Source organism: Bradyrhizobium sp. SBR1B, from assembly GCF_014198205.1.
GTDB lineage: Bacteria > Pseudomonadota > Alphaproteobacteria > Rhizobiales > Xanthobacteraceae > Bradyrhizobium.
Map to the genome: position 1 here is coordinate 1 of NZ_JACIHC010000012.1, position 17,112 is coordinate 17,112.

The window sequence follows — 17,112 nt, forward strand, 5'->3', positions numbered from 1 at the left end:
AGAACTGGATTGTTCAGTATAACGTGATCAAGAATGCCGGATTGGGATACAGCGCCGGCGCCCATGGAGATTGGATACAGACCTACAATCTTCCGGGCCACAATACGAACAGCTTCGAGGTGAACTACAACACCTTCATCCAGGATACGCCCATCGCTGAGGGGCGTACCCAAGGCATCAGCGCCTTTTCGGCCAATAGCGGTTCGACGGCCGGCGGGGTGCAGACCGAGACGTTCAACAACAACACGTTCATTGCCAACAACGGTTCCTACGTCAACTACGGGATCATCCTTGATACCTCGCGACTCATTGGAACGGCCACCATTCAAAACAACTACTTCGATACGACCAATATCGGAAGCGCCAATGGGGGCGGCGGCAGTTGGGAGTACGTTGGGAACTACAATGGAAGCAGCGGTGGCCCATACCACGGGACCGTTACTCAATCGAACAACGCAAATATGGTGACCGGGACCTACCTGGGTGGCCAGAGCGGCACGCCTTCATCGGGAACAACCGCGCCGTCGACGCCCCCGCCGTCGACGACCGCACCGGGCGCGCCAACCATCGCCTCATTCTCGGCCGATAGTGGCACCGTTGGCGACAAGATCACCAACGACAACACCATAGAGCTCAAGGGATCCGCTGCTGCCGGCAGCACGGTCAAGTTCTACGATGGTACTACCCAGATCGGGTCGACGACTGCCGATTCGAGCGGCAATTGGGACTACATCACAAAGGTCCTGACTGATGCCAAGCATACGCTCACCGCAACGGCGACCAACGCGTCGGGTCAGACCAGCGCGGCGTCGTCTGCGTTGGCAGTCACCGTCGACACCCAAGCACCGGCTGCGCCGACCATTGCCAGCCATACGGTGAACAGTGCCAATCAGGTGGTGCTGTCGGGCACGGCCGAGGCGAGCAGCGTCGTAAAGGTGTTCGACGGCCCGACCCAGATCGGGACCACCACTGCCAACAGCAGTGGTGCGTGGGGCTACACCAGCGCCGGCCTTGCGGCCGGTTCGCACAGCCTCACCGCGAAGGCAACGGACGCGGCAGGCAACACCGGTGCGGCGTCCACCGCGTTCGCGGCCAGCATCAGCAACTCGACGGCCCCAGCCACACCGACCTCGCCAACGCCAACTCCTGATAAGGTAATCGAGTCGGCTGGTGCGACAAGTCTCGTTGAGAGTGCTGGCAAATTCTACCTCAACAGCAGCACCGGCTCGGGCCCGTCGCTGAAGTATCACGGTGTGGATTTCGTCGACGGGTCAGATTTCACCTGGGCACCGATTGGCGCGGAGAAGACGGCGACGGGCTATGAGGTTGTCTGGAAAGAGGCGGGCACGGGTCAGTACACGGCGTGGAACACCGACAGCAACGGCAACTACGTCTCCCATGTCAGCAGCCTGACCGGCTCGACGTCGGGCGGCTCGGTGTCGGGTACGAACTCTGGCCTTCAGTCGCTCGAGACGACCTTCCACCAGGATCTGAACGGTGACGGGCAGATCGGTGCCACCAGTTCGACCACACCGACCACACCGACGTCGCCAACGCCGACTGCTGGCACGGTAATCGAGTCGGCTGGTGCGACGCGTCTCGTTGAGAGTAACGACAAATACTACCTCAACAGCGGCACGGGGACGGGCCCGTCGCTGAAGTATCACGGCGTGGATTTTGTGGACGGGTCAGATTTCACCTGGGCACCGATTGGTGCGGAGAAGACAACCACGGGCTATCAGGTCGTCTGGAAGGAGGCGAGCACCGGTCAGTACACGGCGTGGAACACCGATAGCAACGGCAACTATGTTTCTCATGTCAGCAGCCTGACCGGCTCCACGTCCGGCGGCTCCGTGTCGGGTACGAACTCTGGGCTTAAATCGCTCGAGACCAGCTTTCATCAGGATCTCAATGGTGACGGGCAGATCGGTGCTTCCAGCGTAACTACGTCGTCCACGAGCACAAGTCAGGTCGTTGCTACGTCGAGCTCGACGGGCACCAACACACAGACGAGCACTTCAGGCAATGACGTTTTCGTTGGCACCAGCAAGGCCGACACTTTCTCGTTTGCCGCGAATTTCGGCAACGACGTCATCAAGGGCTTTGTTGCCAGCGGACCTGCCCACGATACGGTCGAGTTCAGCAAGAGTGTGTTCGACAGTTTCGCGAGCGTTCTCTCGCACGCGGCCCAATCAGGCACCGACGTCGTGATCGCGACGGGGAGCGATACGCTCACTCTGAAGAACACGCAGCTCGACAAGCTGAACAGCCATGACTTCCATTTCGCGTAGTCACGAATTCAGCGACAAAGTGTAACCACGAATCCGCGGTATAGATCATGGAAGGCGGGGATGGTCCCCCGCCTTCTTTTGTTCTGGCCGTCTCTATTTTGATCTACCCGTGAGCAGCTTCGCAGCGTTCGCGGGATACAACGCCCGGACAGGATCGATACGCGCGACTTTAGCCGAGTTGATGCCCGCGCGGGATTGTATCTCAGGATCGACGAGCGACCGAACGCGTGCGAGGCCGCTACGCTTTCTTCGTCCGATTGCCTTGTCGGCTCTTATCGCCTTGCGAAGATCGCATCACCCGAAAATAAATAAGCTTAAATATGGTTAGAGACGGCCGTACTTAGGCGGGTCGCCGGTGTTTAATCAAACGATTTCTGTGGGCTGCAGCCGAACGTGTTGTCTCTCTGCCGTACATGACATCAGAGAAATTGGCAGTGATTTAATCGACTAAAATCGCGAGATTATTGCAGCACCGTGAGTTGACATGTTGGTTAAAAATCTCAACCCGGCCCCCATCTAGTCCCAAAAAAGCCCATGGCAGGCGGCACGTGAGGTGACGCTGATTAACCATTGGTCGTGGATACGGATCGCTACGCCAGCTCTCTGCGAGCAACTTGGTAGCGCGGAGTGGTGTCGAAGAGACTGGAAGAGCAGAATAAATGGCAGCATAGCCATTATGTCACTCGCGTACCGGCAGGCGGCACGTTCAAGTTCGCCAGGCTCGGTGCACATAATCGGCCTGACTTCTACTTCGGGTAACAGTAACTCGACGACAGGGAAATCAAACTCGGGACTGCCTTAGGGATCTTCTTGGGGATCGCATTAGGCACGGTTCAAGGACGAAGCCATGAGAAACTTTGAACGGTGGGGGGTAATTCCGCTGCCAGCAAACAGTTACCGGATCCAATTTTCGTATTTGACGAAATTTGGTGCGGTCGCGAGACAGTGGGCAGAAGATGCCGGACTGCGGACGCAGGGACCGATACCCTGGGCAAAGCACCTCGTCGAAGTCTTGCGGCGACGACTGTTCTCCGGTCTGCCGCGGACCGCTAGCGACTATGAAGAGCCGCACTCAGAGATGTCGGCATTTCTGCGGTCGTGCGGCCGGATATTCTGGGCGCTCGCGGCCTTCAGCGGGATGAGCAATCTCCTCATGCTCACCGGCTCATTCTTCATGCTGCAAGTCTATGATCGGGTGCTGCCCGGGCGCAGCATACCGACGCTGATCGCCTTGATGGTTCTGGCCACGGTCCTCTACGTGTTTCAGGGTGGTCTCGACTTTGTCAGAAGCAGAATCAGCGCGCGAGTCGGCCGGTATTTCGATGAAAAGCTGGGCGTTCGCATATTCGACGCGCTTGTCCGCCTGCCGTTGAAGACCAGGGCCGATGGCGACGGCTTGCAGCCGGTGCGGGATCTTGACCAGGTCCGCAGCTTTCTTTCGAGCGGCGGGCCGACGGCGCTCTTCGATCTACCCTGGATGCCGATCTATCTCGGCGTTTGCTTCCTCTTTCACTTCTGGATTGGCGTCACCGCGCTGGCCGGCGCGTTGGTGTTGATCGGCATTACCATGCTCACGGAAACCAGGACGCGCGGGCCGGCAAAGGCGTCCTCGCGCCTCGCAGTCTCGCGAACGGCACTCGCGCTCGAGGGCCGACGAAATGCAGAGGTTCTGCAGGCCATGGGCATGCGGCAGCAGGCGGCGTTGCGGTGGCGCGATGTCAACGCGAAGTACCTCGCGGCTCATGAGCGGGCCAGCGATGTAGCCAACAGCCTCGGAGGCGCCTCCAAGATCTTCCGGGCAATCCTGCAATCGCTGGTTCTTGCCGTTGGCGCAGTCCTTGTCATCAACCAGGAATCGACGGCCGGGATCATCATCGCCGGATCGATCCTCAGCGCGCGGGCGTTGGCGCCCGTCGAACTGGCCATTGCGAACTGGAAAGGGTTCGTCGCTGCGCGGCAGTCGGGACAACGGCTTGATGCCTTGCTGAAGCTTCTCCCCAGCGAGGAAGAACGGCTGGCATTGCCTCCTCCTGTTGAAACTCTCACCGTCGAGCATCTCTCTATCGGCGCTCCGAACTCGGAGCGGCCCACCGTCAATGACGTATCGTTCCAATTGCGGCGCGGGCAGGCGGTTGGAATCATTGGGCCGAGCGGATCCGGCAAATCGACGCTGGCACGTGCGCTGGTTGGGGTATGGCCGGGCATTCGGGGCCGGATACGGCTGGACAACGCCGCACTCGACCACTGGTCTTCTGACGACCTCGGCAAGCACATCGGGTACATGCCTCAGGACGTGGAATTGTTCGACGGCAGCATTGCGATGAACATCGCGCGGTTCGATCCGCAGGCGACCGCCGCCGCTGTTCTGGAGGCCGCGCATGCCGCGGGCGCGCACGATCTCATCCTCTCGTTTCCGGACGGCTACGGCACGAAGATCGGCGAGGGGGGATTGACACTGTCGGCGGGGCAGCGGCAGCGCATCGGGCTCGCCCGCGCCTTCTACGGCAAACCATTCCTCGTGGTGCTGGATGAACCCTCCTCCAATCTCGACGCCGAGGGCGAGGAGGCGCTGACCGAGGCGATCCTGAACGTGCGCCGTCGCGACGGGATCGCCGTCGTGATCGCCCATCGTCCGAAGGCGCTTGAAGCCGTCGATCATGTCTTGTGCCTCGGGGAAGGCAGGGTTCAGTCCTTCGGCAAGAGAGAGGAAGTCCTCAAGAAGGTCTTGCGAAATCCCGTGCCGCTCAAGGTGGTCGCGGAAGCTCAAGGAGGCAACCGATGAACGGCCAGGTGGTAGCGCCGGCGATGCAATCCATCCAGCGTTACATGATCGTCGGTATGATCATGTTGGGGCTGGTGACTTTTGGGATCGGCGGTTGGGCGACAACAAGCCAATTGTCGGGCGCGGTGATCGCCCAGGGCGTCGTCGTGGTGGATTCGAGCGTCAAGAAGGTTCAGCACGCCACGGGTGGGATCGTGGGTGAATTGCGCGTGCGCCAGGGCGATCGGGTCAATGCAGGCGACGTTCTGATCCGGCTCGACGAGACGCAGACGCTCGCCAATGCGACGATCGTCACGAACAGCATCGATGAGCTGCTCGCGCGCCAGTCCCGGCTCGAGGCCGAGCGCGATGGTGCCGAGCAGGTCGTGTTCCCCAAGCTGCTGTTCGACCGAGCCAAGGAGAGTAACTCCGAGGCCAGCCGTGCAATCGCTGCGGAGCGGAAGCTGTTCGACCTCCGACGTCAGGCAAGGAGCGGCCAAAAAGCGCAGTTGCAGGAGAAAGGTGCGCAGCTGGAGAATGAGATCAAGGGCTACACGGGACAGACCGAGGCCAAGCAGAAGGAAGTCGAATTCATCCGCCAGGAGCTGGAGGGCGTGCGCAGCCTCTGGCAGAAAAATCTGGTGCCGATCACGCGGCTCAATTCCCTAGAGCGCGACTCCGCCCGCATTGAAGGCGAGCGCAGCCAGCTCGCTGGAATGATCGCTCAGTCGAAGGGAAAAATCTCCGAAATCGGACTTCAGATCATTCAGATTGACCAGGACCTCCGAACCGAAGTTGGCAAGGACCTGATCGAAACGCGCTCAAAACTTTCCGAACTAGGCGAGCGCAAGACTGCGGCTGTCGATCAATTGCATCGGATCGATATCAGGGCGCCGCAATCCGGCCGCGTCCATGAGCTCAGCGTCCACACGGTCGGAGGCGTGATCTCTCCCGGCGAGCAAATCATGCTGATCGTTCCTGATGCGGACTCGCTTGCAGTCGAAGTTAAGATCCCACCGAAGGATATCGACCAGGTTTATGTGGGGCAGACCGCGACGATGCGCTTTGCAGCGTTCAACCAGAAGACCACGCCCGAAATCGACGGCGAGGTCAGCATGGTCTCGGCAGATATCACGCAGGATCAGCGCGCCGGCACGAGTTACTACACCGGTCGCGTCCTGCTGAAGCCGGAAGAGCTGGCGCATCTCGGCTCGGCAAAGGTGATGCCCGGCATGCCGGTCGAGGTCTTCATCAAGACGGCAGGTCGAACCGCGCTTTCATACTTGCTCAAGCCGCTGCAGGATCAGGCGCTGCGGGCGTTCAAGGAGCGCTGAGTTGGTGCAAGATGGCAGCAGCTCGATTGCATGTGCCGGCAGACGCCCTTTTCCCCGGGCGTCGGTGTCGCTGCCCCGCAGAAGGCACGGCCGGGCAGTCGCAAGCACCTGGAGCGGGCGCGCTGCTCCGACGCGCGCGCGTCCGAAGTCGGACCGGCGCCCTCGCGCTAGCTTGAAGGAGCCGTAGCAGCATTCTGACGATTAGTGGGCCGCAAGAAATCCGGTGAAACGAGCGTGATGAAATCGTCCACCTCTTCGTCAACCGCAGTAAATCGCCGACCTTTCGACGGGGCGACAGCGCCACATGCCGGTTCTCTCCGGCGCAGACGTTGGGGGCGCTCGAATGATCGTCCGCTCAGAACGTCCATTCGCTTGGCATACAGGGTCATTGCGGCGACGAAACCGAGTATGGAAGCTTCAGCTCCCAGAATGACGAGTAGCTCGACCGGCATGTGAAATAGGTCCTGTCCGAGAAGCCCGTTTGGCGCGCATGATAATTTAACGCAAGGATTAAAAGGTGGCAGACTATTGTCCACCGTTGCGCGAAGCGCGACTTGCGTCGCGCCGCGCTCCAACCCTTTTCGCCGAGAGCAAATAGGGCCAATCGAGGTCGTCTCGCTCCATGTCTTTCATTCGTTGCTGTGTTTTCGCGACCGGCCGCTTATTTAATAATTATTGTTATTTAAACGAAATTGAATTATAATATTGAATTAAATTGCTTTGCGTGGCGCGGCGCGCCGGGTGGACCCGACGAGCGGCGTACGGAGGGGGATCGGCAGATGCAACGAACCTTGGGCCCCGTCATCGCGGCCGCCATGGCGATCGTGATCGGGGGCGTTCAGTGGGCGCGAGCGGCTTTGCTGGTCATGCCAAGGGCCCCCCAAGCGGATCTTGCCTACATCGAGCTGGGGCGCCCAGCTCTTCCGCCCCTCACTTACACGATATTTTGCCTTCGCTATCAGGCCGAATGTCGCCCGCGACGCTCCTTCCGTGGGGGGGCGATCCGGTTGACTGAGAAGCGATGGGCAGACCTGCGCGAGATTAACCGCAGCGTCAATCGGGCGATCGGGCCGGCTCGCAACGAGCTCGGTCTCGCGGGCGAAGTGTGGACCATCAATCCAGCGCGTGGCGATTGCAACGATTACGCGGTGAGCAAGCGCCACGAGCTGCTGCGGCGCGGCTGGCCATCGCGCGTGCTCTTGTTGAGCGAAGTCATCGTCAATTCTGGTGAACATCATCTGGTGCTTCTTGTGCGCACCAGAAGCGGCGATCTCGTCCTTGACAATCTCACGCCACAGATCAGACCGTGGTCGCGAACGCCCTATCGGTGGGTTCGCATGCAGAGTCCGGGCCGTGACGGGCTGTGGGCGGCCGTTGGCCAGGAAGGGACGTGACCGCGCGGGCGCCAGCATCGGACTGCACAACGGGTAATGCATAATAACCTCTCGCCGATATTAATCAAGTTGTAAATTAAATACCTAGAATTTAATCTGGGCGTGGTAACTGATAACAAAAATTGAGGACAGAAATGGAGTTCCGGGGGCATGTTGGAATAGAAACTGAGGAGTTTCGAAAGACGAGGACTGTTCCGTCTTCCCGCAAAGGTGTGGTGAGAAGCTTCAAGCTTCTCGATCAGACGGGAGCTAAAGCTAATTCTGGCCGGCGCCAAAGTCCGTCATGGTGTTATCTGGTCTTGTGGTATGCGACCTCTGTCGCATTGCTTTTCCTATTTCCAATATTCAGTTTTGGTCCGTCATTTTGGCGGCTTCCCGCAGCCCAGTCGCTTCCATTTAGCTGTCTTATAGCGTCTTTCGTCCTAAGCGCCGCATATACTCTTTTGATCCCGCCCTCATCTCCGGGTTTGCGATTGGGCAGGACCATCGTGGCCACGACGGCGATTTTTGGTGTGGTCTTCCTGGGGTTTGTCTTAGCCAAAGCCGATTATTCCCGCGCCATCACGCTTGGCATTTTCACGGCTGCCTTGGTGCTCGTCCCCGCCCCGTACTTCGTAGGCACTGCGGCGCTGCACCAAGCTTTGGCCCTTGGCGGGCTGCTCGCAGCCGCCGCGGGTTCGTTCGCATTGCGCGTTACCCCCGAAACCGCGCTGCACACTAACAGTTTGATCAAAACTGAGTTCTACAACCTGGACGTTCACACTTATTCCAATGCATTTCCAAAATCTGCGGTGCGCGGCGGTGCGCTGGCCCGGATCGGCGATCGTTATCTTGTAATGAGTGGAGATGGTCGTCTCCATGTCTTCTCCTGGGAAACCGTGGACCACGTGATTGTCTCTACGCTGCCGTACCGGGCGCCCATCAACGGCGAGGCGTTTTCCGCGGCTGCCGGGCGTCCGTGGGCGGATCACTTTCACGCAAATGCGCCCCAGGAAGGCCAAAGGAGGCAGGCCGGACACGAAATTCTCAATGCCGAGTGGTTCAGAGCGTATGGCTTGCTAGTTCAGGAAGTCGGAGCCGTTGCGCGCATCTTCGTGTCGCATCCTTACTGGCATGCCACTGAGGAATGTTGGACCGAACGAGTCTCCGTGCTGGAGTCTGACCGCGCCGCAATTCTTCGCGGCGAAGCTTCTTCCGAATGGAAAACTCTGTACGAAACCACACCGTGTCTTCCGGTCCGCGGGGAGCACCGCCGGCGGGGCATTCCGTTTGTCGGTTATTTTGGAGGAGGGCGGATGGCCCTCCTAGGCACAGACACGCTGCTGTTGACTGTCGGTGATTTTGGCTTCGACGGGCTTGCTTCAGTTCATGCTTATCCGCAGGATCCGTCCGCGTCGTACGGTAAAACAATTACGATCAACATCCGTGATGGCTATGCTGCAATTTTCACGGCCGGTCACAGGAATCCGCAAGGCCTCTACGTTGACCCGTTTGGGACAATATGGTCGACCGAGCATGGCCCGCAAGGCGGCGACGAACTCAATCGGCTGGTCCGGGGCGCAAACTATGGCTGGCCATACGCGACCTATGGAACAGATTATGGTTCTTTCTCGTGGCCGCTGAACAAGTCTGAAGCGGGGCAGAAGGGCTATGAAGTTCCAGTGTTCGCTTGGGTGCCCTCGATCGCAGTTTCGAATCTAGTCGGGGTGGAGCGCGGAGCGTTTTCGCAGTGGCAAGGTGATCTCCTGATCGCCACACTCAAGGCGGCGACGCTGTTTCGTGCGCGCGTTCGGGAAGGTCAAGTCAAATACCTCGAGGCTGTCCCGATCGGAAGCGGCATTCGCGATCTCATGGAGGGTCATGATGGCAGCCTGTTGCTATGGACGGATGACCAATTATTGATCTCGCTTCGTCCGAGAGAAAGTACAACGGGCGAAGCCCTTTTTGCCGAAAAGTGCAGTAGCTGCCATCAGTCGAAGTTGATCAGTGGAAATCGGATTGGACCGGACCTGCTCGGCATCCTGGGTCGTCGAGTCGCGTCGGTCGAGAGCTATCCGGATTATTCGTCAAGCTTGCGCGGGGTGGGAGGCACATGGACCGAAGAACGCCTCGCGGAGTTTCTCAAAGCGCCAGGCAATTTCTGTCCTGGGACGAGGATGGATTTCGAAGGTGAGGCCAGCACGACAAAGCTCCAAGCCATCATCGGCTATTTGCGTACCCTTTGAGAGGTAAGCGTCGTTCTCAGGCCACAGCTTGAGCTCGTGACGGCAATAGGCCTACGGAAGCTGCTGATCGATGTCGCTGTTTGGATGGCCGTTCCGACCTGTTTGTCGAGCTCTTGATCTGCATGGGGTTTGAGCGCGTCTGTCAAACGAGACGGGCCGGCGCTCGTACAAAAATAGACTTGGCTGTTTCAATCGGGATGCAATCCTGGTAGAACGTAGGCGTGCCGCAGGACCACGTAGCTGATCGGCGGCCTGGCTTCGATCTTACGAGTCGCCGATCTGCGGAAGCACAATGGGACCGGGCGCTTTGCGAGGTGGTGCCGCCACCCACCGCATGAGCGCTCGCCCTATCGAAACAATTTCCCGGCGGCAACCAGAATTTGCCGCGTGTTCTCGAAGACCGTCGCGACCTCATACGTTAGAACGAAAAATGCACAGTAGAACGTACCCGGAGAGCATTGGCTCCACGATAGAATCGGGCGGCTTAGTGGCGACCTGATTGGGTACCAGCTCATAACAAATGCAGATAGGCCGCCCAATAGGGCGCCCGCAGCAACATCCGACGGATAGTGATAACCTAGGTAAATGCGGGGGATACAAATCACGACTAAACTGTAGAGTGCAGCAATGTATCCCCACTCACGGCGGATCATCAATATCCCCCCGGCTAAAGCAAATGCCATAGCAGCTGTATCACTCGGGAATGAGCTCCAGTTCCAAAGTGTCTCGCTCGAGACGTGGTAAGGCAGTATGAAGCCACTCGTCGCGTCGTGAATAGGTCGGAGTCGGAATGGCAACACAGACCGGATGACTTTCGCCAGAACCAGTGACGCGATCGTCCCAAGAAGGGTTGAAACGACTAGCGCGCGACGAAGCTGCTTGTCGCGGTCGGGTTGGAACCAGACCAGCCAGAGGACAGATGTCAAAACCGCGCCCTTGAACAGCGGGAGATCGGCCAAAAAACTGACGCACGCATCAAAGCTCGATGAACGATGAGCGATGCTGTTGACAAGCCTCAGGAGAACCAGATCGATGTTCATGAAATACGCGACAAAACTTGAATAGCCCCGGCTTCGATCAGACACTATAATACTTGACGTCTGATGCGTGAGAAAGGACTGCATCGGGCACGGTGCTCTCCTTCACCGCTCCCCATCAATGCCGCCCTACAGGTGTCGGCTCCTGTGGATTGATGACGTAAAGGCGACGGGCGATCAATTGTAAGTAGACTACACGCCGACGTTTCACGGCTGAGCTGTACCACGCGAGCGATGTCTCCGCGTAGTCGGGCGCCAAAGTAATCACTGCTCGCCAGGGCCCTTTCGCAGCACCGGTCCTTCCGCTAATTTCCAACGCGCGCGGGGGGCCGAGCTTTAGGTGTTCGAATGCACATGTCGCGTAACGGCTTTTTATTAGCGAGTCTTCTATTGTCCGCGGGTTATTTGATTGGAGCGTACAGCGCTAACCATAAATTATTTCCACTTCCTTTTTTTCATGCTTTGAAGACTCGCGCGGGCGGGATGGCTCCCGAAGACCTTTATACGTTTGATCAAGCCGGCCGGCTCGCATCGGGCGATCAGAAGAAAGCTGTCAGCTGCCCGGAGCAGACGGACCGTACGGCCGTGCTGCTGCTAATGGGGCAGTCAAACGCTGGAAATCACGGGGGGCAGCGGTTCCGCTCGCAACATGGAGGTGCCCTTGTAAATTACTTTGATGGGCGATGCTATGTCGCTGCGTCGCCACTGCTGGGATCTGACGGCGTCAGCGGGGAATATTGGACCGAACTTGGCAACCTTCTGCTGGATCGCGGATCGTTCGACCAAGTCATACTGGCGCCCCTAGCCATCAGCGGCGCCGAAGTCTCCCGTTGGGGGCAGGGCGGGGATCTGAACAGAACCATGATCGACACGGCGGGCCAACTGCGGGAGCGGGATTATGCTGTGACGCATGTCCTCTGGGTCCAGGGTGAAATCGACTATGTGAAGAGAACGAACGAGAAGGACTACTACGATCGCTTCTTATCGCTCGTCAGTTCCTTGAGGTCTCAGGGAGTCGCGGCGCCGGTATACGTTGCCATCGCAACCAAGTGCCTGGGAGCAAGCAACGGTGGAACGCGCAACCATTCCGCGGATAACCCGATAGCGCGCGCTCAATTGGCCCTCCCCGATCCCGCCCGCAATCTGAGAACCGGAGTTAATTCAGACGCCTTGCTTGACGCTCTGGATCGATATGACGACTGTCATTTCGGCTCGTCCGGAGAGCAGAAGGTCGCGCGAGCGTGGGCAGACCTGCTGCGTTCAACCGCCCCCTGAAGTGGGTCGAGGTGTGATCGGGTCAGCCAACACTCTTGTCCGAGGTGCCGCACCCCAAGGCTACGGCTGTGCACTATCGTGATGTCCGATGAGGTGTGCAAAAGGCATCCGATTGCGCTATCACTTGGACTTGCTAGCGAGCGGCTTCCAGAAGCGGAGCTTAAGCAATACGATCAAAAGCCTCACGAAGTCGCTCTTGCCCGAAGCAACGAAACCATTCGCCGGCGAACCGTTTTGCGCTCCCGCCTTGCTGCTCGGCCGTTCCGGCGAGGTGGTCTCACGTATGGCATGCATGTCTCCTTTCGCGCCGCTGCGTTGACGCCGCTGATCGGGCCGCTGTCGATCGACGAAGCTGTTCTTGAACTCTCCGGCCCGAGCGGATGCACGGCGTGATGCCGGCGAAGGTCTTGCTTCGCTTGAACCGTCCTTATGGAAGCGAGGCGCAAATGCAAGGGATAAGGCTACGCGCCCTAGAACTTCTTATCGTGTCCAGGTCTACCGCGTGTGGTGCTAATCCTTGCGATGCATACTTGTGCGCACCGTGTCCCCTGCTGAAGGCACCGCTAGACCTTTCATTGCGCCGCCGCCTCTTTGCTGAGGGCGTCTTGCTTGCCGGCGTTCGCGCTGCCGTGGATCGGGCTTGCCGCCCATAGTTCACCTGCGATGGGCAAAGGGGTGATCTGCATGTCGGCCCACCAGGCCCTTTCGTTGCCGTGCCGATGCAAAGTCTGGTGGTGAAGTCGACAAAGCGGGACCGTAAACTCATCGCTGACCTTGCGTCCGAGCGCTCTCGGCTGCGCGAACTTAATGTGATGGGCATCGGATGGTATTCGCTTGCAGACAAGGCAGGGCTGTTCCCGAATGAACAGCAGATGCGCCTTGCTGCGTTTGCCTGGAGGCTCCTTCGGGAAAGCAAGGCCGGTTTGTTGCGTTTCAGCCTCAGAGGCGCGAGCTTCGCTCGCGTCGCCACCGACGTGCTGTTTGATCGGCATCTGTTCGCCAGACAATACGTCTTCCTGTTGTGCCGGGCTGAGTTCGGGATCGGCCGATGTCTCGAGCCTCTTCTGGTAGGCCGCCTCGACCAGTCGCGCGTCCGCTTCCACGAGGGTGCTTTTAAGCGGAAGGCTGGTCTTGGCCCAAACGAGGAGACCTTCTTCGTTGGCAATTTCGCCAAGCTGAATCAATAGGCGGTCCCGCAGCTCGGCCGAGAAGGTGCTGCTGAGCGCAGGTGACCGGTTCAGTACGCCTCTAACGGGCTTTGGTCCCGGTGCCGATAAAATCGTTGGTTCGGCGAGGTTGGAAGGCACCGCGACTGCATCCGGCGCGTCCAGATCGTCCTCGCCAGCAATGCCGACCAGGGTGAATAGCGCGTAGCGCCGGGCATAGGTCAGGGCGGCGCCCATGCGGTGCGGGGCGGCGGTATCAGTGACCGCGCACACCGGCCAGTCGGAGGCAATCCATTCGCCAGAGCTGTGGAGCAGGGTGGTCGTGAGCCTGATCAGCCCGGGGCCGGCATCGATCGCGGTGGCCTGCACGGTCGCGATCTCGTATCGGGTGAGGCACTTGCGCACGATGTCAAGGCCGCTGGCGAGCGAAGCGTAGCGGAAGGTCCGGCTCTCCTCGCGTGGGAACGGCGATATGATCGTGGCGGTCAATAATTTCTCGGGGTTGGCCAGCTCGGCTTGCGCCTTGGCCAACGCGCCGGCGATCTGGCCGATGGTCTCGCTGGAACGCTGCATCGCCGTCTCCGCTGGAATCATCGGTTGTTCAGGACGTCGAGCTGGACCGCCAAGACGACTCCGGCAATGACCAGCTGGTGCTTGAGGTGACGGACCAGGCCGAGCAGCACGTGGTCTTGGGCGCAGGGCGCTTCGAAGCCGTGCAGTTTGGCCCAAAACTCCCAGAGCAGTTCGAACGCCTCCTGATACGGCTCCGGCGGATCGGAGGAGGGGTCGAGATGGACGAAGTCAAACGGTGGCTGCATCGATAGACTCTCTCAAGCGTGAGCCTACGCCGGGCCCAGTTGCAGCGTGGTTGGTCTCGGCAGGCCGCTTACGCGGCGTCGATCAATTCGAAGCTGATCGCGCCCGCCTTGGAACGCTTGGCGCGCAAGCCGTGGCCGCTTGCCTCCTTGGCGTCCTCCGGCACCAGTGCCTTGAGCTCGGTTCTCGCCCGTTCGTGCTCAAGCGCCGCGGTCCGGGTTTGGCGATAGAGCGCGGCCAGTTCCGCCCAGGCGTTTGAGCCTGCCATGTCGACCACTCGCACCGCCGCCAGCCGCGGCCGCGGCGGCTCGATGCCAAACAGCTGCGGCGCCTCGCCGGTCTGCACGCAGCGCCAAAACTTCTTTTCCGCGGTCAGCAACAGATGCTGGTACAGCGGGTCGGCATGGACCTTGATCTCGACCCATTTGCCACCACCGGTGATGATCGACAGCACCGCGGCGCGGGCGGCGACCACCCACATGTTGTGCTGCAGCTGCGCCATGTGCTTGTCCGCCGCCGCTTCCTCCGAGAAATTCCAGGGCAGCGCGAACTTGCTTTCGAAAACATCACCGGTTTGGTGCACCCGGCCATCTAGGGTCGCTCCCATCCAGCGGTGGACCGGGTGCAAAACCCGTCGCTGAACGTGTTCGATCGCGTGGCTGGTTTGCCGCTCGTACCAGGTGCGGTTGAGGTGCTCGGTCGCGGTGCCGAGCTGGACGATCAGGTCGCCCGACAAGTCGATAGGCTCGGCTCTGCCGGATTTTTCCTCCCAGAGCCGAAGCAGCGCTCCAGCGTCGGTACCCATGATGATCCGAGCGTCGCTTCCGCCGATAAAGTGCCTGCGGTGGTGAATAGCCTTTGTAGAATCAATTGCCCGCATGCTTGTCTCCTTCCATCCCATGGAGCGAACTTACGCATCAAATGATATATAAAATATCACATGATCTTTGTAGGTGTCAAGCATGAGAGCTCCTTTGACTAGCGCTCAGATTCGCGCCGCTCGCTCCCTAATTCGGTGGCGAGCTGAAGATCTCGCGCGTGAGTCAGCTGTGGGAGTAGCCACGATCCGCAGAGCTGAACTGGCGGATGAGTCCACATCCTTGACGGCGGCAAATGATCAAGCGATTCGCCGGGCATTAGAGGCGGCCGGCGTCGAGTTCATTGAAGAGAACGGTGGAGGTTCAGGCGTTCGCCTCCGGAAAGTGACCAGAGACATGCTGCGCCGATAGTCCTCGGACGACGCGGTTGGAGTTTTAGGATGTCGTATCGCATTCCATCGAACTGAGTTTCGGTGATTGCATTGCTGCTCCGCTGGTAAGACCGCAGGCGATCCTCTGCTCTCCACGATCCGTAATCTCCGCACCCATTGCCCCGCCAATCTGACGCAGCCGCAATCGGCGACATGCTAGACGATCAGCGAACCGGACTTCCGTGCAACCGAGCGGGATCGACTATCAAGCGTCATTATGACGTAGTTTGTGGCGTTCGAAGCTTCTGGGGTGATCTATTTTGGACCTTTACCAAGGTTGGCCGTGCATGTCGCCACATACATTTCTGTTGAAAACGATCCGAAGCCGCGGACGCGGCGGCGCATAGACAACTTGTTAAGACGAAGCACTTGAACTGGCGGGTGATACGCGGAAATCCTCGTGGAGAAGCCCAATGTCCCGCAAGCCGCCCTGCGATGATCTATTCGATCAGTTTTTCAAGACGGTGCTGTTGCATTCGGAATCGCCCCGCAAGTTTAGAGTTTTTCGAGCGGAAATTCTCGCTGAAATAAATCCCCGTACGCCAATTGAGCGGTTGCTGACGCGACAGCTCATTAACGCGATTTGGGACAGCGAGCGTCTTCAGTCCTTGGCGGCAGGAATTATCAACAATGCTAAAGTGGCTGCACTGCAAAATCTGATCGAGCCGACCTCGTTAATTGGCGGTGTGGATACTGACCCGCAGGCAAAATCTTTCTACAGTGATGATGCGGTCAGGCCGTTTGTATTGGAGAGGTTGAGGCAGCTCGGACTCTCAGAAGATGACGTCGAAACGGAAGCCTACCGACTGAGGGCGGAAGAGTTGCAGTCCCTCAACAGACTGCTGATCTCTGCGCAGAGTAATTGGATCAAAAAGCTCCGCGCGATCCAGGCCTATCGTGTCCAGGCTTCGCTGCCAGAAAAGTCGGAAGACGAGACCAGAGCGAGAGGATCGAAAGCACCGAAATCGGTTGATGAGCAGCCGGAGGAACTTGATGGCTAGTGAACGGCAGCTTCGAGCAAACCGGGCCAATGCGAGCCGAAGCACGGGGCCGCGCTCGCGAGGCGGCAAGCAACGGGCATGCAAGAATGCTACCCGGCACGGCTTGTCCGTCGATCTGCGAGGTCGCCATGGGGAGACAATCGAGCTGCTGGCTCGCGAACTCGTCGATGATGAGGTCGGTATCAGAAGACGGGAGTCCGCCCGGAGCTTGGCGTATGCCCTTCTTGAGCTTGAGCGCGTCAGACGAACCAAGCTATCGTTGATCGAGCGCATTTTATCCGTTGGTCGGTTGCGTCGTTCATATGTTCTAACTCAGATCGATCCAATCATCTTCACACGCCGCGAGATGGAGCAAATTGATCGAGCTATGTCACGCAACAGAATGCCGCGCCTTCGTCGCGTAAAAGCGCCTGCTCCCTTGCCTGAAGATCATCCAACGCGCATCGCAGAAGCGTTTCGACGCGGCCTTCCCGAACTGATGGCTATCGATCGTTACGAGAGAGATGCTTCAGGGCGATTTGATCGGGCTTTGCGCGAAATTGCAAAGCGTTGATCGCGCGGCC

General features: G+C 59.0%; 13 protein-coding genes. 9 read left to right on the plus strand and 4 right to left on the minus strand.

Annotated features, from left to right (window positions below; all coding sequences use genetic code 11):
* The first annotated feature begins 8 nt into the window (after positions 1 to 8).
* From GGD61_RS25930 to GGD61_RS41480, 5 genes are all read left to right on the plus strand, one after another.
* Positions 9 to 2,291: an Ig-like domain-containing protein gene (locus GGD61_RS25930; RefSeq protein WP_312012743.1), complete on the plus strand. Its 2,283-nt coding sequence runs from the start codon at positions 9 to 11 to the stop codon at positions 2,289 to 2,291.
* A 1,078-nt stretch (positions 2,292 to 3,369) separates the two neighbouring features.
* Positions 3,370 to 5,073, plus strand: a complete 1,704-nt coding sequence (locus GGD61_RS25935) for a type I secretion system permease/ATPase (protein ID WP_183231514.1) — start codon at positions 3,370 to 3,372, stop codon at positions 5,071 to 5,073.
* Positions 5,070 to 6,386: an HlyD family type I secretion periplasmic adaptor subunit gene (locus GGD61_RS25940; protein ID WP_183231515.1), complete on the plus strand. Its 1,317-nt coding sequence runs from the start codon at positions 5,070 to 5,072 to the stop codon at positions 6,384 to 6,386. Before GGD61_RS25935 ends, GGD61_RS25940 begins: the two co-directional genes overlap by 4 nt.
* 779 nt (positions 6,387 to 7,165) lie before the next feature.
* Positions 7,166 to 7,780, plus strand: a complete 615-nt coding sequence (locus tag GGD61_RS25945; RefSeq protein WP_183231516.1) for a transglutaminase-like cysteine peptidase — start codon at positions 7,166 to 7,168, stop codon at positions 7,778 to 7,780.
* A 488-nt stretch (positions 7,781 to 8,268) separates the two neighbouring features.
* Entirely contained in the window at positions 8,269 to 10,005 is a 1,737-nt protein-coding gene (locus GGD61_RS41480; protein ID WP_183231517.1) for a PQQ-dependent sugar dehydrogenase, read from the plus strand.
* Between the two features lie 347 nt (positions 10,006 to 10,352).
* Here GGD61_RS41480 and GGD61_RS25955 read toward each other — a convergent pair whose 3' ends face one another.
* Positions 10,353 to 11,045 carry a phosphatase PAP2 family protein gene (locus tag GGD61_RS25955; protein WP_183231518.1) on the minus strand — a complete coding sequence of 231 codons (693 nt, stop codon included), beginning with the start codon at positions 11,043 to 11,045 and terminating at the stop codon, positions 10,353 to 10,355.
* Between the two features lie 345 nt (positions 11,046 to 11,390).
* On the opposite strand from GGD61_RS25955, the gene GGD61_RS25960 reads away from it, so the two are divergent.
* On the plus strand, positions 11,391 to 12,317 hold the full coding sequence (locus tag GGD61_RS25960) for a sialate O-acetylesterase (RefSeq protein ID WP_409362473.1): 927 nt from the start codon (positions 11,391 to 11,393) through the stop codon (positions 12,315 to 12,317).
* Positions 12,318 to 12,398: 81 nt separating this feature from the next.
* Positions 12,399 to 12,710, plus strand: a complete 312-nt coding sequence (locus GGD61_RS25965; RefSeq protein WP_183231519.1) for a hypothetical protein — start codon at positions 12,399 to 12,401, stop codon at positions 12,708 to 12,710.
* Between the two features lie 179 nt (positions 12,711 to 12,889).
* Here GGD61_RS25965 and GGD61_RS25970 read toward each other — a convergent pair whose 3' ends face one another.
* The 3 genes from GGD61_RS25970 to GGD61_RS25980 all read right to left on the minus strand — a co-directional run bounded on the left by GGD61_RS25970 (position 12,890) and on the right by GGD61_RS25980 (position 15,179).
* Positions 12,890 to 14,056: an ERF family protein gene (locus GGD61_RS25970; protein WP_183231520.1), complete on the minus strand. Its 1,167-nt coding sequence runs from the start codon at positions 14,054 to 14,056 to the stop codon at positions 12,890 to 12,892.
* Between the two features lie 17 nt (positions 14,057 to 14,073).
* Positions 14,074 to 14,301: a hypothetical protein gene (locus GGD61_RS25975; protein WP_028143372.1), complete on the minus strand. Its 228-nt coding sequence runs from the start codon at positions 14,299 to 14,301 to the stop codon at positions 14,074 to 14,076.
* A gap of 68 nt (positions 14,302 to 14,369) precedes the next feature.
* Positions 14,370 to 15,179: a YqaJ viral recombinase family protein gene (locus GGD61_RS25980; protein ID WP_183231521.1), complete on the minus strand. Its 810-nt coding sequence runs from the start codon at positions 15,177 to 15,179 to the stop codon at positions 14,370 to 14,372.
* 782 nt (positions 15,180 to 15,961) lie between these two features.
* On the opposite strand from GGD61_RS25980, the gene GGD61_RS25985 reads away from it, so the two are divergent.
* Positions 15,962 to 16,549: a hypothetical protein gene (locus GGD61_RS25985; RefSeq protein ID WP_183231522.1), complete on the plus strand. Its 588-nt coding sequence runs from the start codon at positions 15,962 to 15,964 to the stop codon at positions 16,547 to 16,549.
* Between the two features lie 208 nt (positions 16,550 to 16,757).
* Positions 16,758 to 17,102 carry a hypothetical protein gene (locus GGD61_RS25990; RefSeq protein ID WP_210311193.1) on the plus strand — a complete coding sequence of 115 codons (345 nt, stop codon included), beginning with the start codon at positions 16,758 to 16,760 and terminating at the stop codon, positions 17,100 to 17,102.
* Positions 17,103 to 17,112: the final 10 nt, after the last annotated feature.